Raw genomic sequence first — 17,523 nt, 5'->3', positions numbered from 1 at the left:
CAGGATGCTCCGGACCATTGCCACCGGAAAGTCATCCCGATGCTCTCACTCGCCGAACTCGTGACCATCCCCGCCATCGCGCCCTCGCCGCTCACCGCAGCGATGCTGGAGGCGGCGCTGGCCGGTGCCGGGGCGATCGCAGATCTCGGCGGGCGGCACGAGCGCGGGCGGCTCACGCTGAAGGGCGCGCGCGATTTCCAGACCGCGGCCGACATCGCCTCGGAACGGGCGATCACCGCCGTGCTCGCCGCGCGTTTTCCCGATGCGGCGATCCTCGGCGAGGAAGAGACGGCGATCGCCGGGACGGGACGCCGCTTCCTGATCGACCCGATCGACGGCACCACCAATTTCGCCTGGGGACTTCCCTTCTTTGGCATCTGCATCGCGCTCGAAGAAGACGGCGAGACCGTCGCCGGCGTCGTGCTCGATCCCTCCTTCGGCGAGGCCTTCGTCGCCGAGAAAGGCCGCGGCGCCTTTCGCAATGGCGAGCGACTCCACATCGACCGCACCCTCGCGCCCCACGAGGCGCTGATCGGCGCCAGCCTGCCCGTGCCGGGGCAGGTGCGCAGCGTCGAGGTCGAGACCTATCACCGCGCGCTGCGCACCGTCATCGACACGGCGGCGGGCGTCCGCCGCCTGGGCTCGGCGGCGCTCAGCCTGTGCGCGGTGGCGGCCTCGCGGCACGACGCCTTCTTCGAGGACAGCCTCTCGCCGCTCGACTATGCCGCGGCGGCGCTGGTGGTCGCCGAGGCGGGCGGCATCGTCACGGGGTTCTCGGGCGCGCCGGTCGACGAAGGCGGGGCGATCCTCGCCGCCAATCCCGCGCTTCACCCCTGGCTGGTGTCGCTCTTCGCATAGAGCGCGGCGAGGCGGAGCGGCTCGTCGGTGGTGATCTGGTCGGCGCGAAGCGCCACCAGCCGGGCGAGGGAGGCGGCCGCGTCCGGATGGGTCGTGTTCAGCGTCCAGGCATCGACCCGCTTCCCGGCGGCATGGAACGCCCCGATCATGTCGAAGCCGCTCGCATCGGCCTTCAGCACCAGCGGATAAGCGAGATAGATCATCGCCATGGCGCCGGACGCCGCGATCGCATCGTCCGTGAAGCGGGCGAAGTCCTCCGCCGTCTGAAGCGGCGCGATGACGCCCGGGTCGCACGGGTCGTAGCCGGCCGCGAGCCCCGGCACCGCATCGGCGAGCCGGCGGACAGCCGCGAGATCGCCGCCCGAGAGGATGAAGCGATCGGCCACCGGCGCCAGCGTCGCGGCGAAGCGCTCCACGACGCGGTCGGTGATCGCCGCCGCCTCTTCCTTGAGATCGAGCTGGACGAGCGTTCCGTCCGCCGCATCCCGCACGGCGAGAGCCGCGAGATCGTCCAGCAGCAGCAGCGGCTCGCTGGTCGGCTCGCCGTCCGGCGTGCGCATATGGAGCGCGCGGAGCATCGCGTCGCTCGAAGCGGCAACGGCGCCGTGTCCGGTCGTTTCGCGATCGAGCGTCGCGTCGTGGAGGACCGCGAAGCCGTCATCGCCGGTGACGCGCAGATCGATTTCCGACGAGGCTCCGAGAGCGAAGGCTTCGGCGAGGATGCTGGCGGTGAAGGGAACGTCGCCGATGCGGCGCTTCATCCGGTGCCATTTCAGGCAGACGACATGGTCGCCCACGACGAGCGCCAGCCCCGGATCGGAGAAGGGTACCGCATCAGCCATGATTGTCACTCTTCAGCCGGATGACGATCGCGGCGGAAGCCGTTCCCGCCAGTCACGCGCTGGAGCACGGGAATCCGTCCGCCCGGATCGAGACGGGCGGACCCTATGAGCGGGCGGTGACAGAACCGTGAAACAGCCGACGAAGAAGCTTGGCGGCGCAGATACCCCCCGGCGCCGCGTGCAGTCGCGTCAGGCGGCGACCTCGATGGCGCGCTTTTCCTTCGCCGAGCGCAGCGCGGCCTCGGCGAGCAGCAGCGCACGCAGCCCGTCCTCGCCGCTCGGGCTCACCGGCTTGCCGGCGGCGATGGTCGCGATGAAGGCGGCGATCTCGGCGCGGTAGGCCTCGGTGTAGCGCGTCATGAAGAAGTTCAGCAGCGGCTCGCGGCGATAGCCCTCCGCATTCGCGACCTCGACATTGGTGGCACGCAGGTTCTCGGCCGAGACGAGGCCCTTCTCGCCCAGCACTTCGATGCGCTGGTCATAGCCATAGGTGGCGCGGCGGGTGTTGGAGATCTGCGCGATGCGGCCCGACGCGGTGGTGAGCACCACGGAGGCGCTGTCATAATCGCCGAGCTCGCCGATGACCGGATCGACCAGGACCGAGGCACTGGCGAACACGCTGACCGGCTCCTCGCCGAGCAGGAAGCGCGCCATGTCGAAATCGTGGATGGTCATGTCGCGGAAGAGACCGCCCGAGCGCTTGATGTAATCGGCCGGCGGCGGCGCCGGATCGCGCGAGGTGATCGACACCATCTCGACCTTGCCGATCGTCCCGGCGTCGATCTGGCGGCGGACCTCGACGAAGTTCGGGTCGAAGCGGCGGTTGAAGCCGACCATCAGCGGCACGCCGGCCTTCGCGACCACGGCGAGGCAATCGCGCACGCGCTGCACGTCGAGATCGATCGGCTTCTCGCAGAAGATCGCCTTGCCGGCCTTCGCCGCCTGCTCGATCATCGTCGCATGCAGGTCGGTGGGCGTCGTGATCAGCACGGCGTCGATGTCGGACGCGGCCATGATCGCGTCGGCCTCGCGCACTTCGGCGCCGGTCGAGGCGGCGAGCGCCCTCGCCGCGTCCGGGAAGGCGTCGGCCACGGCGACGAGGCTCGCACCCGGCACGGCGGCGATGGCGGCGGCATGCACCTTGCCGATGCGGCCGGCGCCGAGAAGTCCCAGTCTCACGGTCATCTGTCGAAAATCCCAGTCGGAGGGGTGGAGAGGATCAGACACGCACCCAGGCGCGCTCGGCGAAGGAGCGGGCCATGGCGTGGACGGCACGCTCGATGGCGATGCCGGCGGCGAAGTCGATGAGATGGGCGTCCTCGCCGGCGATCTTCTTCAGGATCTCGTGCGCCTCGATCACCTTGAGATCGTTGAAGCCGAGCCCGTGGCCGGGCGCCGGAATGAACTTGTCATAGGGGGGATGGACCGTGCCGGTGAGGATCGTCCGGAAGCCCTGCCCCGCCAGCGGCCCCCGCGCCTCGTAGATCTGGATCTCGTTCATCCGCTCCTGGTCGTAGGCGAGCGTGCCTTCCGACCCGAAGACCTGGACGGCGATGCGGCCCTTGCGGCCCCAGGCCGAGCGATTGAGCAGGATGCTGCCCGAGACGCGGCCGGCATGGATCAGGATGTTGGCGATGTCGTGCGTCTCGACGGCGCGGCCGCCGGTGGCGGGACGCGTGGCATAAGGCATTGCGCAGTCGGCGATCACCTCGGTCAGCGGGCCGACCAGCACATGCAGCAGCGAGAGCGGGTGCACGCCGAAATCGTCGAGCGCGCCGTAGCCCGATTCCTTCTGGCTCTTCCAGCCGAACGGCGCCGTGCCGTCGGCCATGAAGTCCTCGTCCATCTCGAAGCGGACATGGTTGACCTCGCCGATGGCCCCGGCCTCGATCAGCGCCTTCATGTGCCGCGTGGCGGGATTCTGGATGTAGTTGTAGCCGAGCGCCGTCACCGTGCCGGCCCTCTCGGCCGCTGCGAGCATCGCCTCGGCATCGGCCAGCGAAGTCGCCATCGGCTTCTCGCACCAGACATGCTTGCCGGCCTCGAGCGCGGCGATCGCCATCTCGGCATGGAACGCGTTCGGCGTCGTGACCGAAACGATGTCGACCTCGGGGTCCTCGACGAGCCGGCGCCAGTCGCCCGACGCCTTTTCGAAGCCGAGCTCGGCCGCCTTGCGCGCCGCGAGATCGCCACTGGCCTCGGCGAGATGGACGAGCCGCGGCCGCGCCACGTCGCCGAAGGTCGGCGCCACGGCGTTCCAGGCCAGTGCGTGGCATTTGCCCATATAGCCGGTCCCGATGAGGCCGACGCCAATTCCCCGCCCGGTCACCATCAAAGCGCCTCCGCCCCACACTCGCCGGAATGAATTGACCAAACCGCACGATGGTGGAACATCTATTCTGCGTTGCCACAGGCCGTCAAGCCGAGGCGGCGGCCGGCACAGAGGGCCGGCACGAGAAAGGAACAAGCCGCATGCACATGGACGAAGGCCGCGATGCGCCCGCCCATTTCTGGTCGCTGCGCGAGGAGATGGTCCGCCGCCGCGACGACCTCCCGAAACGCCTCGCCCAGGTGGCGGCCTATGCGATCGCCAATCCCGACGATGTCGCCTTCGGCACGGCGGCGAGCATCGCCGACAAGGCTTCGGTGCAGCCCTCGACGCTCGTGCGCTTCGCGCAGGCCTTCGGCTATCACGGCTTCTCCGAGCTTCAGGAAGTGTTCCGCGATCGTCTGCGCGACCGGCCGCAGAGCTACTCCGCCCGCCTCGACGCGCTGCGCGCCCATTCCACCGTCGGCGGCGCCGAAAGCGAGACGGCGGCGCTTTTTGCCGGCTTCTGCGACGCGGCGGAACGCTCGGTGCACACGCTGCGCGAGCGGGTTCTGCCGGCCGACATCGACGCGGCGGCCGCGCTGCTCGCCCGTGCGGAAACCATCTACCTCATCGCCCAGCGCCGGTCCTTTCCGATCACCACCTATATGAGCTACGCCTTCGGCAAGCTCGGCATCCGCTCGGTTCTGGTCGGCTCGGCGCAGGGAACCGACGAGGAGACGCTCGCCTTCGCCGGTCCGCGCGACGCCGCAGTCGCCATTTCCTTCACGCCCTATGCCTCGTCGACGCTCGCTTTCGCGCGCCAGGTCGCCGATCAGAACGTGCCGCTCGTGGTGATCACCGACAGCCCGTTCAGTCCGCTCATTCCGCGCGGCGGCGTCTGGTTCGAGGTCGTGGAGGCCGACTTCGAGGGCTTCCGATCGCTCTCCGCCACCATGGCGCTCGCCATGACGCTGACGGTCGCCGTGGCCGAGGCACGCGGCGACTTATAGACCAGACATTCCATATTGACGCCATAACGGAACCGATGTTTCATGCCGGCCGCATCGTCGGCGACCGGAATTCTCCGGCAGGCGAAGCGAGGGAGACAAGGATGACCGAAGCCGGCCAGAGCGCCGCCACGGCGAAGGAAACGCCTCGCGACATGCTCGACGTCATCACGATCGGCCGCTCGTCGGTCGATCTCTACGGCCAGCAGATCGGCTCGCGCCTCGAGGACATCGCCTCCTTCGCCAAGTCGGTCGGCGGCTGCCCCTCCAACATCGCGATCGGCACGGCGCGGCTGGGGCTGAAATCCGGCGTCATCACCCGCGTCGGCAACGAGCAGATGGGCCGCTTCATCCGGGAGCAGATGGCGCGCGAAGGCGTCGCGATCGACGGCATCGCGACCGATCCGGAGCGCCTGACGGCGCTCGTGCTCCTCGCCGTCGAGGACGAGGGTGTCTCGCCCATGATCTTCTACCGCACCGACTGCGCCGACATGGCGCTCTCGGAAGCGGATATCGACGAGGCCTTCATCGCGAGCGCCCGGGCGATCGTGGTCACCGGCACGCATTTCTCGCGCGAGGCCGCGGCGGCCGCGCAGAAGAAGGCGATCCGCATCGCCCGCGCCAACGGCGCCCGCGTCGTGTTCGACATCGACTATCGCCCCAATCTCTGGGGCCTCGCCGGCCATGCCGAGGGCTTCGAGCGCTATGTGAAGTCCGACCGGGTGTCGGCGGCGCTGAAGGCGATCCTGCCCGATTGCGACCTCATCGTCGGCACCGAGGAGGAAATCCGCATCGCCTCCGGCGCCGACGACGTGCTCGGCGCGCTGAAGGCGATCCGCGCCGTCTCGAGCGCCACCATCGTGCTGAAGCGCGGCGCCATGGGCTGCATCGTCTATGATGGCCCGATCAGCGACGACCTCGAGGCCGGCATCGTCGGCGACGGCTTCCCGATCGAGGTGTTCAACGTGCTCGGCGCGGGCGACGCCTTCATGTCGGGCCTGCTGCGTGGCTGGCTGAAGGGCGAGCCGCTCAAGACCTGCGCGACCTGGGCCAATGCCTGCGGCGCCTTCGCGGTCTCGCGCCTCCTCTGCTCCCCGGAATATCCGACCTGGGCCGAGCTTTCGCATTTCCTCGCCCATGGCAGCCGCGAGCGCGCACTGCGCAAGGATGCCGATCTCGCCCATATCCACTGGGCGACGACGCGGCGCGGCGAGACGGGCGAACTCCTCGCCTTCGCCATCGACCACCGCAGCCAGTTGGAAGCGGTCGCGGACCGGCTCAAGGTTCCGCGCGAGAAGATCGAGGATCTGAAGGTGCTCGCCGTCGAGGCAGCAGCCCGCGTCGCCGATGGGCGGCCCGGCTACGGCATGCTGCTCGATTCGACCTATGGCCGCCGGGCCTTTCCGAAGGCGGCCCAGCAGGGCTTCTGGATCGGACGGCCGGTCGAGAAGCCCGGCTCGCGCCCGCTCGACTTCGACCACCTGCCCGATCTCGGCAGCCACCTCGTCGAATGGCCGGTCGGCCATACGGTGAAGTGCCTCTGCTTCTATCACCCGGACGACAGCGACGAGCTGAAGGCGCGGCAGGAGCGCGAACTGCTGCGGCTCGCCGACGCCGCCCGCACCGTCGGCCGCGAACTGCTCGTCGAGATCATCGCCGGCAAGAACGGCCCGGTCGACGACACGACCGTCGCCCGCGTGATCACGCGGCTCTACGATCTCGGCATCCGGCCCGACTGGTGGAAGCTCGAGCCGCAGAAGAGCGCCGAGGCCTGGCGCGCCATCGCCGACGTGATTATCGCCCGCGACCCATGGTGCCGCGGCATCGTGATGCTCGGGCTCGAGGCGCCGGAAGCCGAGCTCGAGGAGGCCTTCCGCGCCGCCGGCGCGACGCCGCTCGTCCGCGGCTTCGCCGTCGGCCGCACGATCTTCGCGGATGCCGCCGAGCGCTGGCTGGGCGGGACGATCACCGACGAGGAAGCCGTGGCCGACATGGCTGCGCGCTTCGAACGGCTGGTAGCCGCCTGGCGCCGCGTCCGCTGGCCGGCGTCGGCCTAGTTGCCGGAGGCCGGAGGGTGGCGGATCATGCGGCCACGCCGAACAACGACACTGCGAGGGAGAAGACGACCATGACGACGATCCGCCTGACCATGGCGCAGGCCCTGACCCGCTTCCTCGCCGCGCAGATGACGGAGGTCGACGGCGTGAAGGTGCCGATCTTCGCGGGCGTCTTCGCGATCTTCGGCCATGGCAATGTCGCCGGCTTCGGCGAGGCGCTCTATCCCTATCGCGACCGCCTGCCCACCTATCGCGCCCATAACGAGCAGGCGATGGCGCATGCCGCGGTCGCCTTCGCCAAGGCGAGCTTCCGCCGCCGCATGATGGCGGTGACCAGCTCGATCGGGCCGGGCGCGACCAACATGGTCACCGCCGCCGCGCTCGCCCATGTCAACCGCATCCCGGTGCTGCTCCTTCCGGGCGACGTCTTCGCCAATCGCCGCCCCGATCCGGTGCTGCAGCAGGTCGAGGATTTCGGCGACGGCACCGTCTCGGCGAATGATTGCTTCCGTCCTGTCTCGCGCTATTTCGACCGCATCACGCGGCCGGAGCAGATCGTCCCGGCGCTGCACCGCGCCATGGCCGTGCTCACCGACCCGGCCGAATGCGGCCCGGTGACGCTGGCGCTCTGCCAGGACGTTCAGGCCGAAGCCTACGACTATCCCGAGAGCTTCTTCGAGGAGCGACTCTGGGTGCCGCGCCGCATCCGCCCGTCCGAGGACGAACTCTCCGCCGCCGTCGCGGCGCTCCGCGCCGCCAAGCGGCCGCTCATCGTGTCGGGTGGCGGCACGCTCTATTCCGGAGCCACCGAGGCGCTGAAGGCTTTCGCCGAGCGCTTCGGCATCCCCGTTTCGGAAACGCAGGCCGGCAAGTCGTCGCTGCCGGCGGCGCATGAACTCAATATGGGCGCCATCGGCGTCACCGGCACCTCGGCCTCGAACACGCTGGCGGAAGAGGCCGACGTGATCCTCGCCGTCGGCTCGCGGCTGCAGGACTTCACGACCGGCTCCTGGGCGCTGTTCAAGAACGAGACGCAGACCGTTATCGGCCTCAACACGCAGGTCTTCGACGCCGCCAAACACCGGGCGCTGCCGCTCGTCGCCGATGCGCTGGCAGGTCTCAAGGATCTCGCGGCCGATCTCGGCGGCTGGCGCGCCCCGGAAGCCTGGACGGCAAAGGCCAGGGCCGGCCGCGACGCCTGGTTCCGCGATGCCGACAAGGCGACGGCGGCCACCAATGCGCTCCTCCCGTCCGACGGTCAGGTCATCGGCGCCGTGCAGCGCGTGATGGGCAGCGAGGCGACGCTGGTCTGTGCTTCGGGCGGACTTCCCGGCGAGCTGCACAAGCTCTGGCAGGCGGGCAGCCCCGGCACCTACCATCTCGACTACGGCTTCTCGACCATGGGCTACGAGATCGCCGGCGGCCTCGGCACCAAGATGGCGAAGCCGGACAAGGAGGTCGTCGTGATGCTCGGCGACGGCTCCTATCTCATGATGAACTCGGAGATCGCGACCTCGGTGATGCTGGGCCTCAAGCTCACCATCGTCGTGCTCGACAATTCCGGCTTCGGCTGCATCAACCGGCTGCAGATGGCTACCGGCGGCGCCAACTTCAACAATCTCTTCCGCGACACGCTGCACGAGACGCTGCCGGCGATCGACTTCGCCGCCCATGCCGCGAGCCTCGGCGCGATCGCCAAGAAGGTCGCTTCGATCGGCGAACTGGAGACGGCGCTCGCCGAATCGAAGGCGAACGACCGCACCACCGTGCTCGTGATCGACACCGACCCGCTGATCACCACCGAGGCCGGCGGCCACTGGTGGGACGTCGCGGTGCCGGAAGTGAGCGACCGCCCCAGCGTCAACGCCGCCCGGGAGGCCTATGAGAAGGCCCTGAAGGCGCAGCGCATCGTGAATTGACGCTCGCAACCGCAACGGGCGTCATGGCCGGGCTTGACCCGGCCATCCGCGTCCTGCGTATCGAGCGAAGAAAGTCGTGGATGCACGGGTAAGGCCCGGGCATGACGGAACAGTGCGACGCGTGCCCCGAGCGGGCCATTGGAGGACTAGAGGAATGATCCGCATCGGCGCCAATCCGATCTGCTGGTCCAACGACGACATGCCGGAGATCGGCGGCGACATTCCGCTCGAGCGGTGCCTGACGGAAGCCAAGGCGATCGGCATCGAGGGCATGGAGCTCGGCAACAAGTTTCCGCGCAAGGCGGACGAGCTGCGTCCGATCCTCGCCGCGCACCAGCTCGACCTCGTTTCCGGCTGGTACTCGACCTTCCTCATCGAGCGCGACGCCGAGACCGAGTTCCACGCCGCGCGGCCGCATATCGACCTCCTGAAGGCGTTCGGCTGCAAGGTGCTGATCGCCGCCGAATGCACCCGCACGGTGCATGGCACGAAGTCGGCTCCCCTCTCCTCGCGCCCTGAGATGGACGAGGCCGAATGGGCCCGCTTCAACACCGGGCTGACCAAGTTCGCGGATTTCCTCGCCGAGGAGGACGGGATCACCCTCGTCTATCACCACCATATGGGCACGGTGATCCAGACCGAGGACGAGATCGACCGGATGATGGCCTCGACGGGACCGGCGGTGAAGCTGCTGCTCGACACCGGCCACCTCACCTGGGCCGGCGCCGATCCGGCCGAGATCGCGCATCGCTATCGCGATCGCATCGCCCATGTTCACACCAAGGACGTCCGCCTCGACGTCGCCGCCGAGTCCGCGGCCAAGGACTGGTCGTTCCTCGATTCGGTGCTCGCCGGCGTCTACACGGTGCCCGGCGACGGCTCGGTCGATTATGTTTCGGTGTTCAAGGCGCTGCCGAACTATTCCGGCTGGGTGGTGATCGAGGCCGAGCAGGATCCGAAGAAGGCGCCACCCGCGCAGTATGTGAAGATGGGCTACGACAACCTCGTCCGCTTCATGGCCGAGGCGGGCTGGAAGCGATAGGAAACCGCCGATGAAGAAGTCCGATCTCCTCGTGAAGCCGTCCGGCAGCGAAGGCTGGACGATCAATGTGACGCCGGAGCTGGCGGGCTGGACCTATGTCGGCTTCGACCTCCATCAGCTCGCACCCGGCGAGAGCGCGCATCACGACACGGGCGACCGCGAGGTCTGCCTCGTGCTCATCTCCGGCAAGGCGCATGTCGAGGCGGGCGGCCAGGATTTCGGCATCGTCGGCGAGCGGATGTCGCCCTTCGAGGGCAAGCCGGACTCCGTGTATGTGCCGGGCGGTTCGTCCTGGAAGGCGACGGCGGAAACGGCGGTGACGCTGGCGGTCTGCTCGGCGCCCTCGCTCGGCGGCGGGCTGCCCGCGCGCCGCATCGCCCCGGCCGATGTCGGCCAGGAGGTGCGCGGCAAGGGCACCAATACCCGCTACGTGACCAACATCCTTCCCGAGACCGCGGCGGCCGACTCGCTGCTCGTCGTCGAGGTGATCACGCCGGGCGGCCATACATCGAGCTATCCGCCGCACCGGCACGACACGAATGACCTGCCGCGCCAGTCATTCCTCGAGGAAACCTATTACCACCGCATCAACCCGCCGCAGGGCTTCGCCTTCCAGCGCGTCTATACAGACGACCGCTCGCTGGACGAGACGCTGCTGCTCGAGGACGGCGTCGTGACGCTGGTGCCGAAGGGCTATCACCCCTGCGCGACCATCCACGGCTACGATCTCTATTATCTCAATGTGATGGCCGGCCCGACCCGGACGTGGAAGTTCCACAACGCGCCCGAGCACGAGTGGCTTCTCAAGGTCTGATGCGCAACCCGCGCGCGTTGCGCAGCGCAGCGAGGCGATGATATAGCCTCGCTCGCTGCCGGCGCAGGGCCGGCCGGGCCGGAGCCGCATGAGCGCCAGCGACCTCACCACCACCGGAAGCGCCAGCGACCTCTTCACCATCGTCACGCCGACGCTGAACTCCGAGGAGTTCCTCGACGAGACGATCGCGTCCGTCGTCTCGCAGGCGGGCGATTTCGCGATCCGCTACCATGTGCAGGACGGCGGCTCGACGGACGGCACGCTGGCGATCCTCGAAGCCTGGCAGCAGCGCCTCGCCTCCGGCGCGCTGCCGATCCTGTGCCGCGGCATCACCTTCAGCCACACCGTGTCGCGCGACGGCGGCATGTATCAGGGGATCAACCGCGCCTTCGCCGCTGCCCGGACGGGCGCCGAGGCGACGCCCTCCGTCATGGGCTGGATCAATTCCGACGACCGCATCGCGCCGGGCGCCTTCGCAACCATCCGCGCGCTGATCGCCGATCTTCCCGACATCGCCTTCATCACCTCGCGCGTCTCGCTCATCAACGATCGCGGCGTCACGCTCGGCATCGAATCGCCGATCGCCTTCGAGCGCAGCAAGCTGATCGCCGGCGACTATGACGGCCGCGGCGGCCCCTTCGTGATGCAGGAAGGCAGCTACTGGCTGAGCACGATCTGGGACGCCGTGGGCGGCCTCGACGAGCGCTTCCGCCTCGCCGGCGACTGGGATCTGTGGCGCCGCCTCGCCCGCCATGCGCCGCTGACGACCGTCGACACGCTGCTCGGCTTCCACCGCCGCCGGCCGGGACAGCTATCCGCCTCGCTCGACCGCTATTATGCCGAGATCGACGCGCTGCCGCCGGACGTTGCCAAGGGCACGGGAGCTGGCACGGGAGCGGCCGGCCGCGGCAAGCCCAGCGTCGCGCAATGGAGCCCGGAACAGAAGGCCTGGCGCTACGTGCCGGATTTCGGTCGCCCGCTGCTGCCTCCCATGGTGCATCAGGCGGGCATCGCCTATCCGACGATCCCGATCGAGGTGCTGGCCGGCGCCAGCGCGCCGCTCGGCGCCCATCCGCAGCTTCACCTGCCGGCCGGCGTCATCTGGATGAGCCAGCCGCTGATGCTGCTCTCTGCCCGCGTTCCGGCGGCGGGACGCTATGTTCTGGTCGTGGAAGGCCGCAACTGGCAGCAGAACAACCGCATCGCGGTGAAGAGCGGCGGCGAGATGGTGTTCGACGAGGTGATCGAGGTCTCCGGACACCGCCGCAACATCGTGCTCCGCATTCCCGTCACGCTGGCCAAGGGCCAGGCCTTCTTCGAGATCGAGAGCGACCGGCGTCCGCGTGATCCGCGCGAGCATTTCCTGCTGGTCGCCGGAATGCATCTCGAAGTGGCGGAGGAGCCCAAGGCGGGCGCCCTGCCGACGATCGTAGAAGGCCCGACCGGGGCAGCGGCACCCGATCTCGACGCCGCCGCCGTGCAAGGACATCTCGGGCGCGGCGACGCGCCGCCCCGACGCGCCGACAACACGATTTCCGCGGCGATGGCCGCGCTCGAAGCCGAGATCACCGCCGACCGGGCCCGCTCCGCGCGGCTCGAGGCCGACCTCCGCTCGGCGCGCGGCGATCTCAATTTCCTTCGTCTCAAGGATGCGGCAATTCATCGATGAAAATCGCCTTCATCGACCATTCCTATCACCAGAAGACGCGCTCGACGGACTTCTTCGTGAGCGAGGTGCTGGCCGGCCACGAGGTCGACCGCTTCTGGGATTCGTCCTGGGAAACCCGCCGACCCTTCGATGTCGGCCCGCTGCTCGCCAAGGGTTACGATCTCTTCATCGTCTGGCAGCTGCCTGACGCGGCCCAGCGGCTGGTGAAGCAGCCCGGCACCAATGTCCTCTTCGTGCCGATGTGGGACGGGGCCGACACCTACACCGACGCCGACTGGCGAAGCCTCGCCGGCGCCCGCATCCTCTCCTTCTGCCATGTCCTGCACCGGACGGTGAGGCATCTCGGGCTCGAGTCGTCCTATGTCCAGTATTGGCCCGATCCGGCCCCCTTCACGCCGGTCGAGGACTTTTCGAGCCTGCGCGGCTTCTTCTGGCAGCGGCTGCCGACGATCGGCTGGAATGAGATCGGCCGCCTCGTCGAGGGACGCGGCTTCGAGCGATTCCACATCCACAACGCCGCCGATCCGGGCGAGACGACAGCCGGCGTCGCCTTCGAAGGGACGCTGACGCAGTCCGACTGGTTCGAGAACCCGGCCGAAATGCAGGCCGTGCTCGCCAGGCACAATGTCTATTTCGCACCGCGGACGAGGGAGGGAATCGGCTTTTCGTTCATCGAGGCGATGTGCCGGGGCATGGTCGTCGTCGCGGCGGACCAGCCGACGATGAACGAATACATCACCGACGGCGTCGATGGCCTGCTCTGGACGCTGGGCGACCCGAAGCCGCTCGATTTCTCGAATGCCGCCCGCATCGGCCGCGAGGCGCGGAAGACGGCGGTCGCCGGCCGCAAGCGGTGGCTCGCACAGCTCGGCGCCGTGCAGCGCTACGTCCTCGGCGACGCAGCCGCTGCTTCGGAGGAGCCCGCCGGATTGACCTCGCGTCGTCAGGAAGACGCGCCGCCAGGCCGCAAGGTCAGCGTCGCCGTGGTAACCTTCAACGCCGCCGCGAGCATCGAGGCGACTCTCGCCAGCATCCGCGCCCAGACATGGCCGGGCATCGAGATCGTCGTCGTCGACGGCGCCTCGACCGACGGCACGCGCGATATCCTGGAGCGCCACCGCGCCGAGATCGCCACGCTGGTGAGCGAGCCCGACGACGGGCCCTATTTCGCGATGAACAAGGCGGCGCGCCTCGCGACCGGCGACTACGTCATCTTCATCAATGCTGGCGACCTGTTCGCCTCGGAAACCGCGCTCGCCGATGCGATGGAGAGCATTCCCGAAGGCGACCGGCCGGATTTCGTCATCGGGCATCATCTCTATCGCGGCGAACAGGGCGACATCCTGCGCCGCGCCGCCGATTTCGACCTGACCTTCGCGCGCCTCAAGGAAGGCACCATCGACACCCGCTGGCTCGCCGGCGTCCCCTGCCATCAGGCGACGCTGACGCGCCGCGAACTCCTTGCCGCCGAGGGCTACGACACGCGCTGGCGGATCGTCGCCGATCACGCCTTCCTCTACCGCGAGCGGGAAAAGGGCGCGCGCGTCCACCACAGCGGCGCGTTGATCGCCATCTATGCCGCCGGCGGCCTCTCCTGGAGCCGCCGCTCGGAAACCTACGAGGAATGGAAGACGTTGCTTGCCGAGCACGGACCGCCCGAGGCGGCCGAGCGGCTGCATGCCGAGATGCGGGGCTATCTGGAGCGCGAGGCGCTTGGCCGGCCGAGCTTCCAGGGTGTGCGTTCGCGCAACTTCGTGACGAAGTGGCAGCGCTCGCTGCGCATGCGGCGCGACATGATTCTCGTACAGCGGACGGGCCTCTTCTTCCCCAACTGGTATGCCGAGCAAAACCCGGAAGCGCGCACGATCCGCGGCGGGCCGCTGCGCCACTATGTCCGGCACGGGGTGTTCGAATATCGCGATCCCTCTCCCTTCTTCGACACCCGCTACTACCTGCTGACGCATGCCGACGCGCGCAAGTCCGACATGCTGCCACTCCTGTTCTATGCCCGTTACGGAGCGGCGCGCGGCGACGCCCCGACACCCTGGTTCGCGGCGCTCTGGGCCGAGATCGGGGCTTCCGCGCCGGCCGGCGCGACGCCGCTCGCCCGCATGATCGGCTGGTTCGCGAAGACGCCGGCCGAGGAACTCCTCGCGACATGCCGCCGCATCGGCCTCGATCTCGGCGATGCCGAGTGGATCGGGAGCCGGTAACGGATAGCCGGGTACGTTCTTTTGGGCCACTTCTCACCACAAAGGCGTGTCACGTACTCCCTGGAGCGCTTCCAAAAGAGCGCGTACACTGATAGTCTTTTCTGCAACCAGAGCGTTTATGTCCGCATCTTGTGCGGTAGGTGACGAAGAGACTTTTGCGGCTGATGCATATTGCGCTGATCAACGCCTTTCCCAATCTCCTGAGCACCGCCGAAGTCGAATTCATCAGGCGCTTCTCGATCGCTGCGGAACGGCTCGGTCACAAGGCTTACGAAGTCGTTACTTCCGACGATATCCATGATTGTGCTCCGGATTTCGTGATCGCCACGCACGAATTCTCGCCGAAGCTGACCCCGTTCCTCACCTTCGGCGCCATGTGGAGCCCTCCCGCCTTCTATGCGCCGGATCCGGACCGGCGGCGGTCGATCCTCTCCTATGACGGCTATCTGGTGGGATCGCCCAAGGTCGGCCAGTTCCTCGACGATCTCGAATTCGCGACCGGCATCGCCAAGCCGCGGTCCGATTTCCGCTTCCTGCCGACGGCGCCGGCCGCGCCCTTCGAGCCGCGCGCAGCGGGCGATCCCTATGAGCTCGTCTATGTGGGCGTCCACTGGGACGGTGGGCGGCACGGCAACCTGTTCGAGCTTCTGAGCAAGCGAAGCAACATCGCCTTCTATGGCCCGCCGGCGAACTGGCGGGCCTATCCGGACGCCTATCGCGGCGAGGTGCCCTATGACGGCACCTCGATGCATCGCACGCTGGCGCGGCACGGCATCGCGCTCTGCCTTCACAAGACCGAGCATCGCCGGGCCGACACGCCTTCGATGCGCCTGTTTGAGGCGGCAGCCGCGGGTTGCCTGATCGTCACCGACGGCATTCCCTTCGCGAAGGAAACGCTCGGCAACTCGGCGTTCCATCTCGACCTCGAGGGCGTGCCGGCGGAACGCGTCGCGGCACAGATTTCGGGCATTGTCGACTGGGTCAACCGCAATCCCGATATCGCCGCCGACATGGCGCGACGCAGCCACGCCATCCTCAACGGTGACTATTCGCTCGACCGGACCGTAGAGCAGACCTGCGCCTTCGCGGAGAAGGCCCGGGCGACGCTGACGAGCCGCAGCGTGGCCGGTGTCCGCTTCGCGCAAGAAGGAGTCGGAGCGGGCGGCGGTCCGCTGGTCGACGTCATCATCCGGACGGGTGGCCGCCAGATCGATCTCCTGCGCCGCGCCATACGCTCGATCAGCGGCCAGCGCTTCGGCACGTTCCGCATCATCCTCGCCGACTACAAGGGCCGCGCCGATGTCGCCGCTCTGGCCGTGTCGGAGGCGACCGCGACGACCTCGATCGAGTATCTGCGCTGCGAGAACACTGGCCTCCGCAGCTCGACGCTGTGGGCCGGCCTCAGGAGCGTGACCGCACCATATTTCGCCGTGCTCGACGATGACGACCAGCTGATGCCTGACCATTTCGGCCATCTGCTGGCGACGGCCGCGATGCAGCCGGGCCACCCGCTCTATTACAGCGGCGTGGTTCGCGTCGAGGAAGAGAACATCGAGTTCATGATGCAGGGGAATTTCCAGGGTCCCCTCGACCTGACGATCCCCGAGCGGCGCGAGCTTAAGTTCATCGACGGCTTCGACCTCGTCCGGCTGCTGAATTTCGACAATTACATCCAGTCCAATGCGTGGATCGCGCGTTCGGAGTTCCTCGATGACCGCCTGCTGGTCGACCCGAAGCTGATCGTCTGCGAGGACATGTATCTCTATTTCATGCTCGCGCGGCATGGCTCCTTCGTCTTGAGCCCATGGCCGACGGCCTTCTGGAACTGGCGCTCCGTCAGCACCGACAATTCCATGAGCGCCGTCGAGGCCGAGACCTGGCATCGGGAGGGGCAGCGTGTGCTGCTACGGCTGGACCAGGAGGTGATGCATGACGGCTTCCGCTTCGGCTCGGCGCGCACTCTGACCAGCCTCGTTCCGCGGCACACCCCGCCCCACATCATGGACAGGCAGCGGCTGAAGCTCGGCGAGCGCTATCGCTTCACCGACGTCATCCGGAACCCCGGCTCGGGAAGCATCCATTCCCTCGAGACCGACGGCGTCTGGACGTCGGAGACCGCGGCCACGATCAAGCTTCGAGCGGAGCAGAGGCTGTCCGACTTCGGGATCCGCCTGACGCTGATGATCGCCGGCAGCCGCCGCCGACCGCAGCGGCTCGGGATCTGGGTCGGGAACGAGTGCATTTTCGACGGCGCCGTAGCCATCTGGCGCCAGATCGAGATTTCGGGAGCCGTTCATTTCGAGCGCCCCATGGCTGACTTCGCTCTGACGATCCGGTGCAGCTACACCGTCTCTCCAAGAGACGAAGGTGTCGGGCAGGATCCGCGTTCCCTCGGCGTCCTGCTCGACGCGATCGAACTGCTGGAGCAGACGGAGCAGCTAAGCGTTTCAGAGACATCCGGGGTCGACCTCGTCGACCCTCTCGACGCATTGAGGAAGACAGCATGAGCGAGCGGAACGATCCGGCGCGGGACGTGATCGAAATCGGGACCGACAGCCTTCGCGAGTGGACGCGGACGCTCGACCGGCTGGTGGAGCGGATCGAGCGCAGCGAGCAGCTCGGGCGCGAGCTCGTCGAGCAGCGCGCGCTGAACCTCGATCTGCAACGGCAGATCCATCGCCTCGAGGCCCAGCTTCGTGCGCTGCGCGACGAGACGGCGACGACGACCTCAGCGCAGGCGAGCGCCAACAAGTCACTTTTCGGCAAGCTCTTCAGTCAGGGCGACCGCTAG

Annotated in this window: 13 protein-coding genes; 10 read left to right on the top strand and 3 right to left on the bottom strand. The window is 68.0% G+C overall.

Annotated features, from left to right (window positions below; translation table 11 throughout):
• The first annotated feature begins 39 nt into the window (after positions 1-39).
• Positions 40-858: an inositol monophosphatase family protein gene (locus QO015_RS20220; RefSeq protein ID WP_266283919.1), complete on the top strand. Its 819-nt coding sequence runs from the start codon at positions 40-42 to the stop codon at positions 856-858.
• Here QO015_RS20220 and QO015_RS20215 read toward each other — a convergent pair.
• From QO015_RS20215 to QO015_RS20205, 3 genes are all read right to left on the bottom strand, one after another.
• Entirely contained in the window at positions 828-1,700 is an 873-nt protein-coding gene (locus tag QO015_RS20215) for a glycerophosphodiester phosphodiesterase (protein ID WP_266283917.1), read from the bottom strand. The genes QO015_RS20220 and QO015_RS20215 overlap by 31 nt on opposite strands.
• Before the next feature lie 189 nt (positions 1,701-1,889).
• Entirely contained in the window at positions 1,890-2,885 is a 996-nt protein-coding gene (gene iolG, locus QO015_RS20210) for an inositol 2-dehydrogenase (RefSeq protein ID WP_266283916.1), read from the bottom strand.
• 34 nt (positions 2,886-2,919) lie between these two features.
• Positions 2,920-4,032: a Gfo/Idh/MocA family protein gene (locus QO015_RS20205; protein WP_266283915.1), complete on the bottom strand. Its 1,113-nt coding sequence runs from the start codon at positions 4,030-4,032 to the stop codon at positions 2,920-2,922.
• 146 nt (positions 4,033-4,178) lie between these two features.
• Between QO015_RS20205 and QO015_RS20200 the strand changes: the two genes are divergently transcribed.
• The 9 genes from QO015_RS20200 to QO015_RS20160 all read left to right on the top strand — a co-directional run bounded on the left by QO015_RS20200 (position 4,179) and on the right by QO015_RS20160 (position 17,523).
• Complete coding sequence (locus tag QO015_RS20200; RefSeq protein ID WP_266284319.1) at positions 4,179-5,021, top strand: MurR/RpiR family transcriptional regulator; 843 nt, start codon at positions 4,179-4,181, stop codon at positions 5,019-5,021.
• Positions 5,022-5,122: 101 nt separating this feature from the next.
• Complete coding sequence (locus tag QO015_RS20195) at positions 5,123-7,075, top strand: bifunctional 5-dehydro-2-deoxygluconokinase/5-dehydro-2-deoxyphosphogluconate aldolase (protein ID WP_266283913.1); 1,953 nt, start codon at positions 5,123-5,125, stop codon at positions 7,073-7,075.
• A 71-nt stretch (positions 7,076-7,146) separates the two neighbouring features.
• Entirely contained in the window at positions 7,147-8,994 is a 1,848-nt protein-coding gene (gene iolD / locus QO015_RS20190) for a 3D-(3,5/4)-trihydroxycyclohexane-1,2-dione acylhydrolase (decyclizing) (RefSeq protein ID WP_266283912.1), read from the top strand.
• A 154-nt stretch (positions 8,995-9,148) separates the two neighbouring features.
• The gene (gene iolE / locus QO015_RS20185; protein ID WP_266283911.1) at positions 9,149-10,036 is read left to right on the top strand and encodes a myo-inosose-2 dehydratase; all 888 of its coding nucleotides are present in this window, start codon (positions 9,149-9,151) and stop codon (positions 10,034-10,036) included.
• Positions 10,037-10,046: 10 nt separating this feature from the next.
• Positions 10,047-10,850, top strand: a complete 804-nt coding sequence (gene iolB / locus QO015_RS20180; RefSeq protein WP_266283909.1) for a 5-deoxy-glucuronate isomerase — start codon at positions 10,047-10,049, stop codon at positions 10,848-10,850.
• Between the two features lie 88 nt (positions 10,851-10,938).
• Complete coding sequence (locus tag QO015_RS20175) at positions 10,939-12,519, top strand: glycosyltransferase (RefSeq protein WP_266283907.1); 1,581 nt, start codon at positions 10,939-10,941, stop codon at positions 12,517-12,519.
• Complete coding sequence (locus QO015_RS20170; RefSeq protein ID WP_266283906.1) at positions 12,516-14,732, top strand: glycosyltransferase; 2,217 nt, start codon at positions 12,516-12,518, stop codon at positions 14,730-14,732. The genes QO015_RS20175 and QO015_RS20170 overlap by 4 nt, the downstream gene beginning before the upstream one ends.
• 164 nt (positions 14,733-14,896) lie before the next feature.
• Complete coding sequence (locus QO015_RS20165; RefSeq protein WP_266283904.1) at positions 14,897-17,239, top strand: glycosyltransferase family protein; 2,343 nt, start codon at positions 14,897-14,899, stop codon at positions 17,237-17,239.
• Positions 17,236-17,523 (top strand): hypothetical protein, encoded by a 288-nt coding sequence (locus tag QO015_RS20160; RefSeq protein ID WP_266283903.1) that lies wholly within the window; start codon positions 17,236-17,238, stop codon positions 17,521-17,523. The genes QO015_RS20165 and QO015_RS20160 overlap by 4 nt, the downstream gene beginning before the upstream one ends.

Source organism: Kaistia geumhonensis (genome assembly GCF_030815145.1).
Taxonomy (GTDB): domain Bacteria; phylum Pseudomonadota; class Alphaproteobacteria; order Rhizobiales; family Kaistiaceae; genus Kaistia; species Kaistia geumhonensis.
This window is presented reverse-complemented; position numbering and strand designations above follow the sequence as displayed.

Coding starts and splice junctions, on each gene's coding strand:
- QO015_RS20160 (WP_266283903.1), top strand. CDS start 17,236: ATGAGCGAGCGGAACGATCCGGCGCGGGACGTGATCGAAATCGGGACC.
- QO015_RS20165 (WP_266283904.1), top strand. CDS start 14,897: ATGCATATTGCGCTGATCAACGCCTTTCCCAATCTCCTGAGCACCGCC.
- QO015_RS20205 (WP_266283915.1), bottom strand. CDS start 4,032: ATGGTGACCGGGCGGGGAATTGGCGTCGGCCTCATCGGGACCGGCTAT.
- QO015_RS20175 (WP_266283907.1), top strand. CDS start 10,939: ATGAGCGCCAGCGACCTCACCACCACCGGAAGCGCCAGCGACCTCTTC.
- iolD (WP_266283912.1), top strand. CDS start 7,147: ATGACGACGATCCGCCTGACCATGGCGCAGGCCCTGACCCGCTTCCTC.
- QO015_RS20200 (WP_266284319.1), top strand. CDS start 4,179: ATGGACGAAGGCCGCGATGCGCCCGCCCATTTCTGGTCGCTGCGCGAG.
- iolG (WP_266283916.1), bottom strand. CDS start 2,885: ATGACCGTGAGACTGGGACTTCTCGGCGCCGGCCGCATCGGCAAGGTG.
- QO015_RS20220 (WP_266283919.1), top strand. CDS start 40: ATGCTCTCACTCGCCGAACTCGTGACCATCCCCGCCATCGCGCCCTCG.
- iolE (WP_266283911.1), top strand. CDS start 9,149: ATGATCCGCATCGGCGCCAATCCGATCTGCTGGTCCAACGACGACATG.
- iolB (WP_266283909.1), top strand. CDS start 10,047: ATGAAGAAGTCCGATCTCCTCGTGAAGCCGTCCGGCAGCGAAGGCTGG.
- QO015_RS20170 (WP_266283906.1), top strand. CDS start 12,516: ATGAAAATCGCCTTCATCGACCATTCCTATCACCAGAAGACGCGCTCG.
- QO015_RS20215 (WP_266283917.1), bottom strand. CDS start 1,700: ATGGCTGATGCGGTACCCTTCTCCGATCCGGGGCTGGCGCTCGTCGTG.
- QO015_RS20195 (WP_266283913.1), top strand. CDS start 5,123: ATGACCGAAGCCGGCCAGAGCGCCGCCACGGCGAAGGAAACGCCTCGC.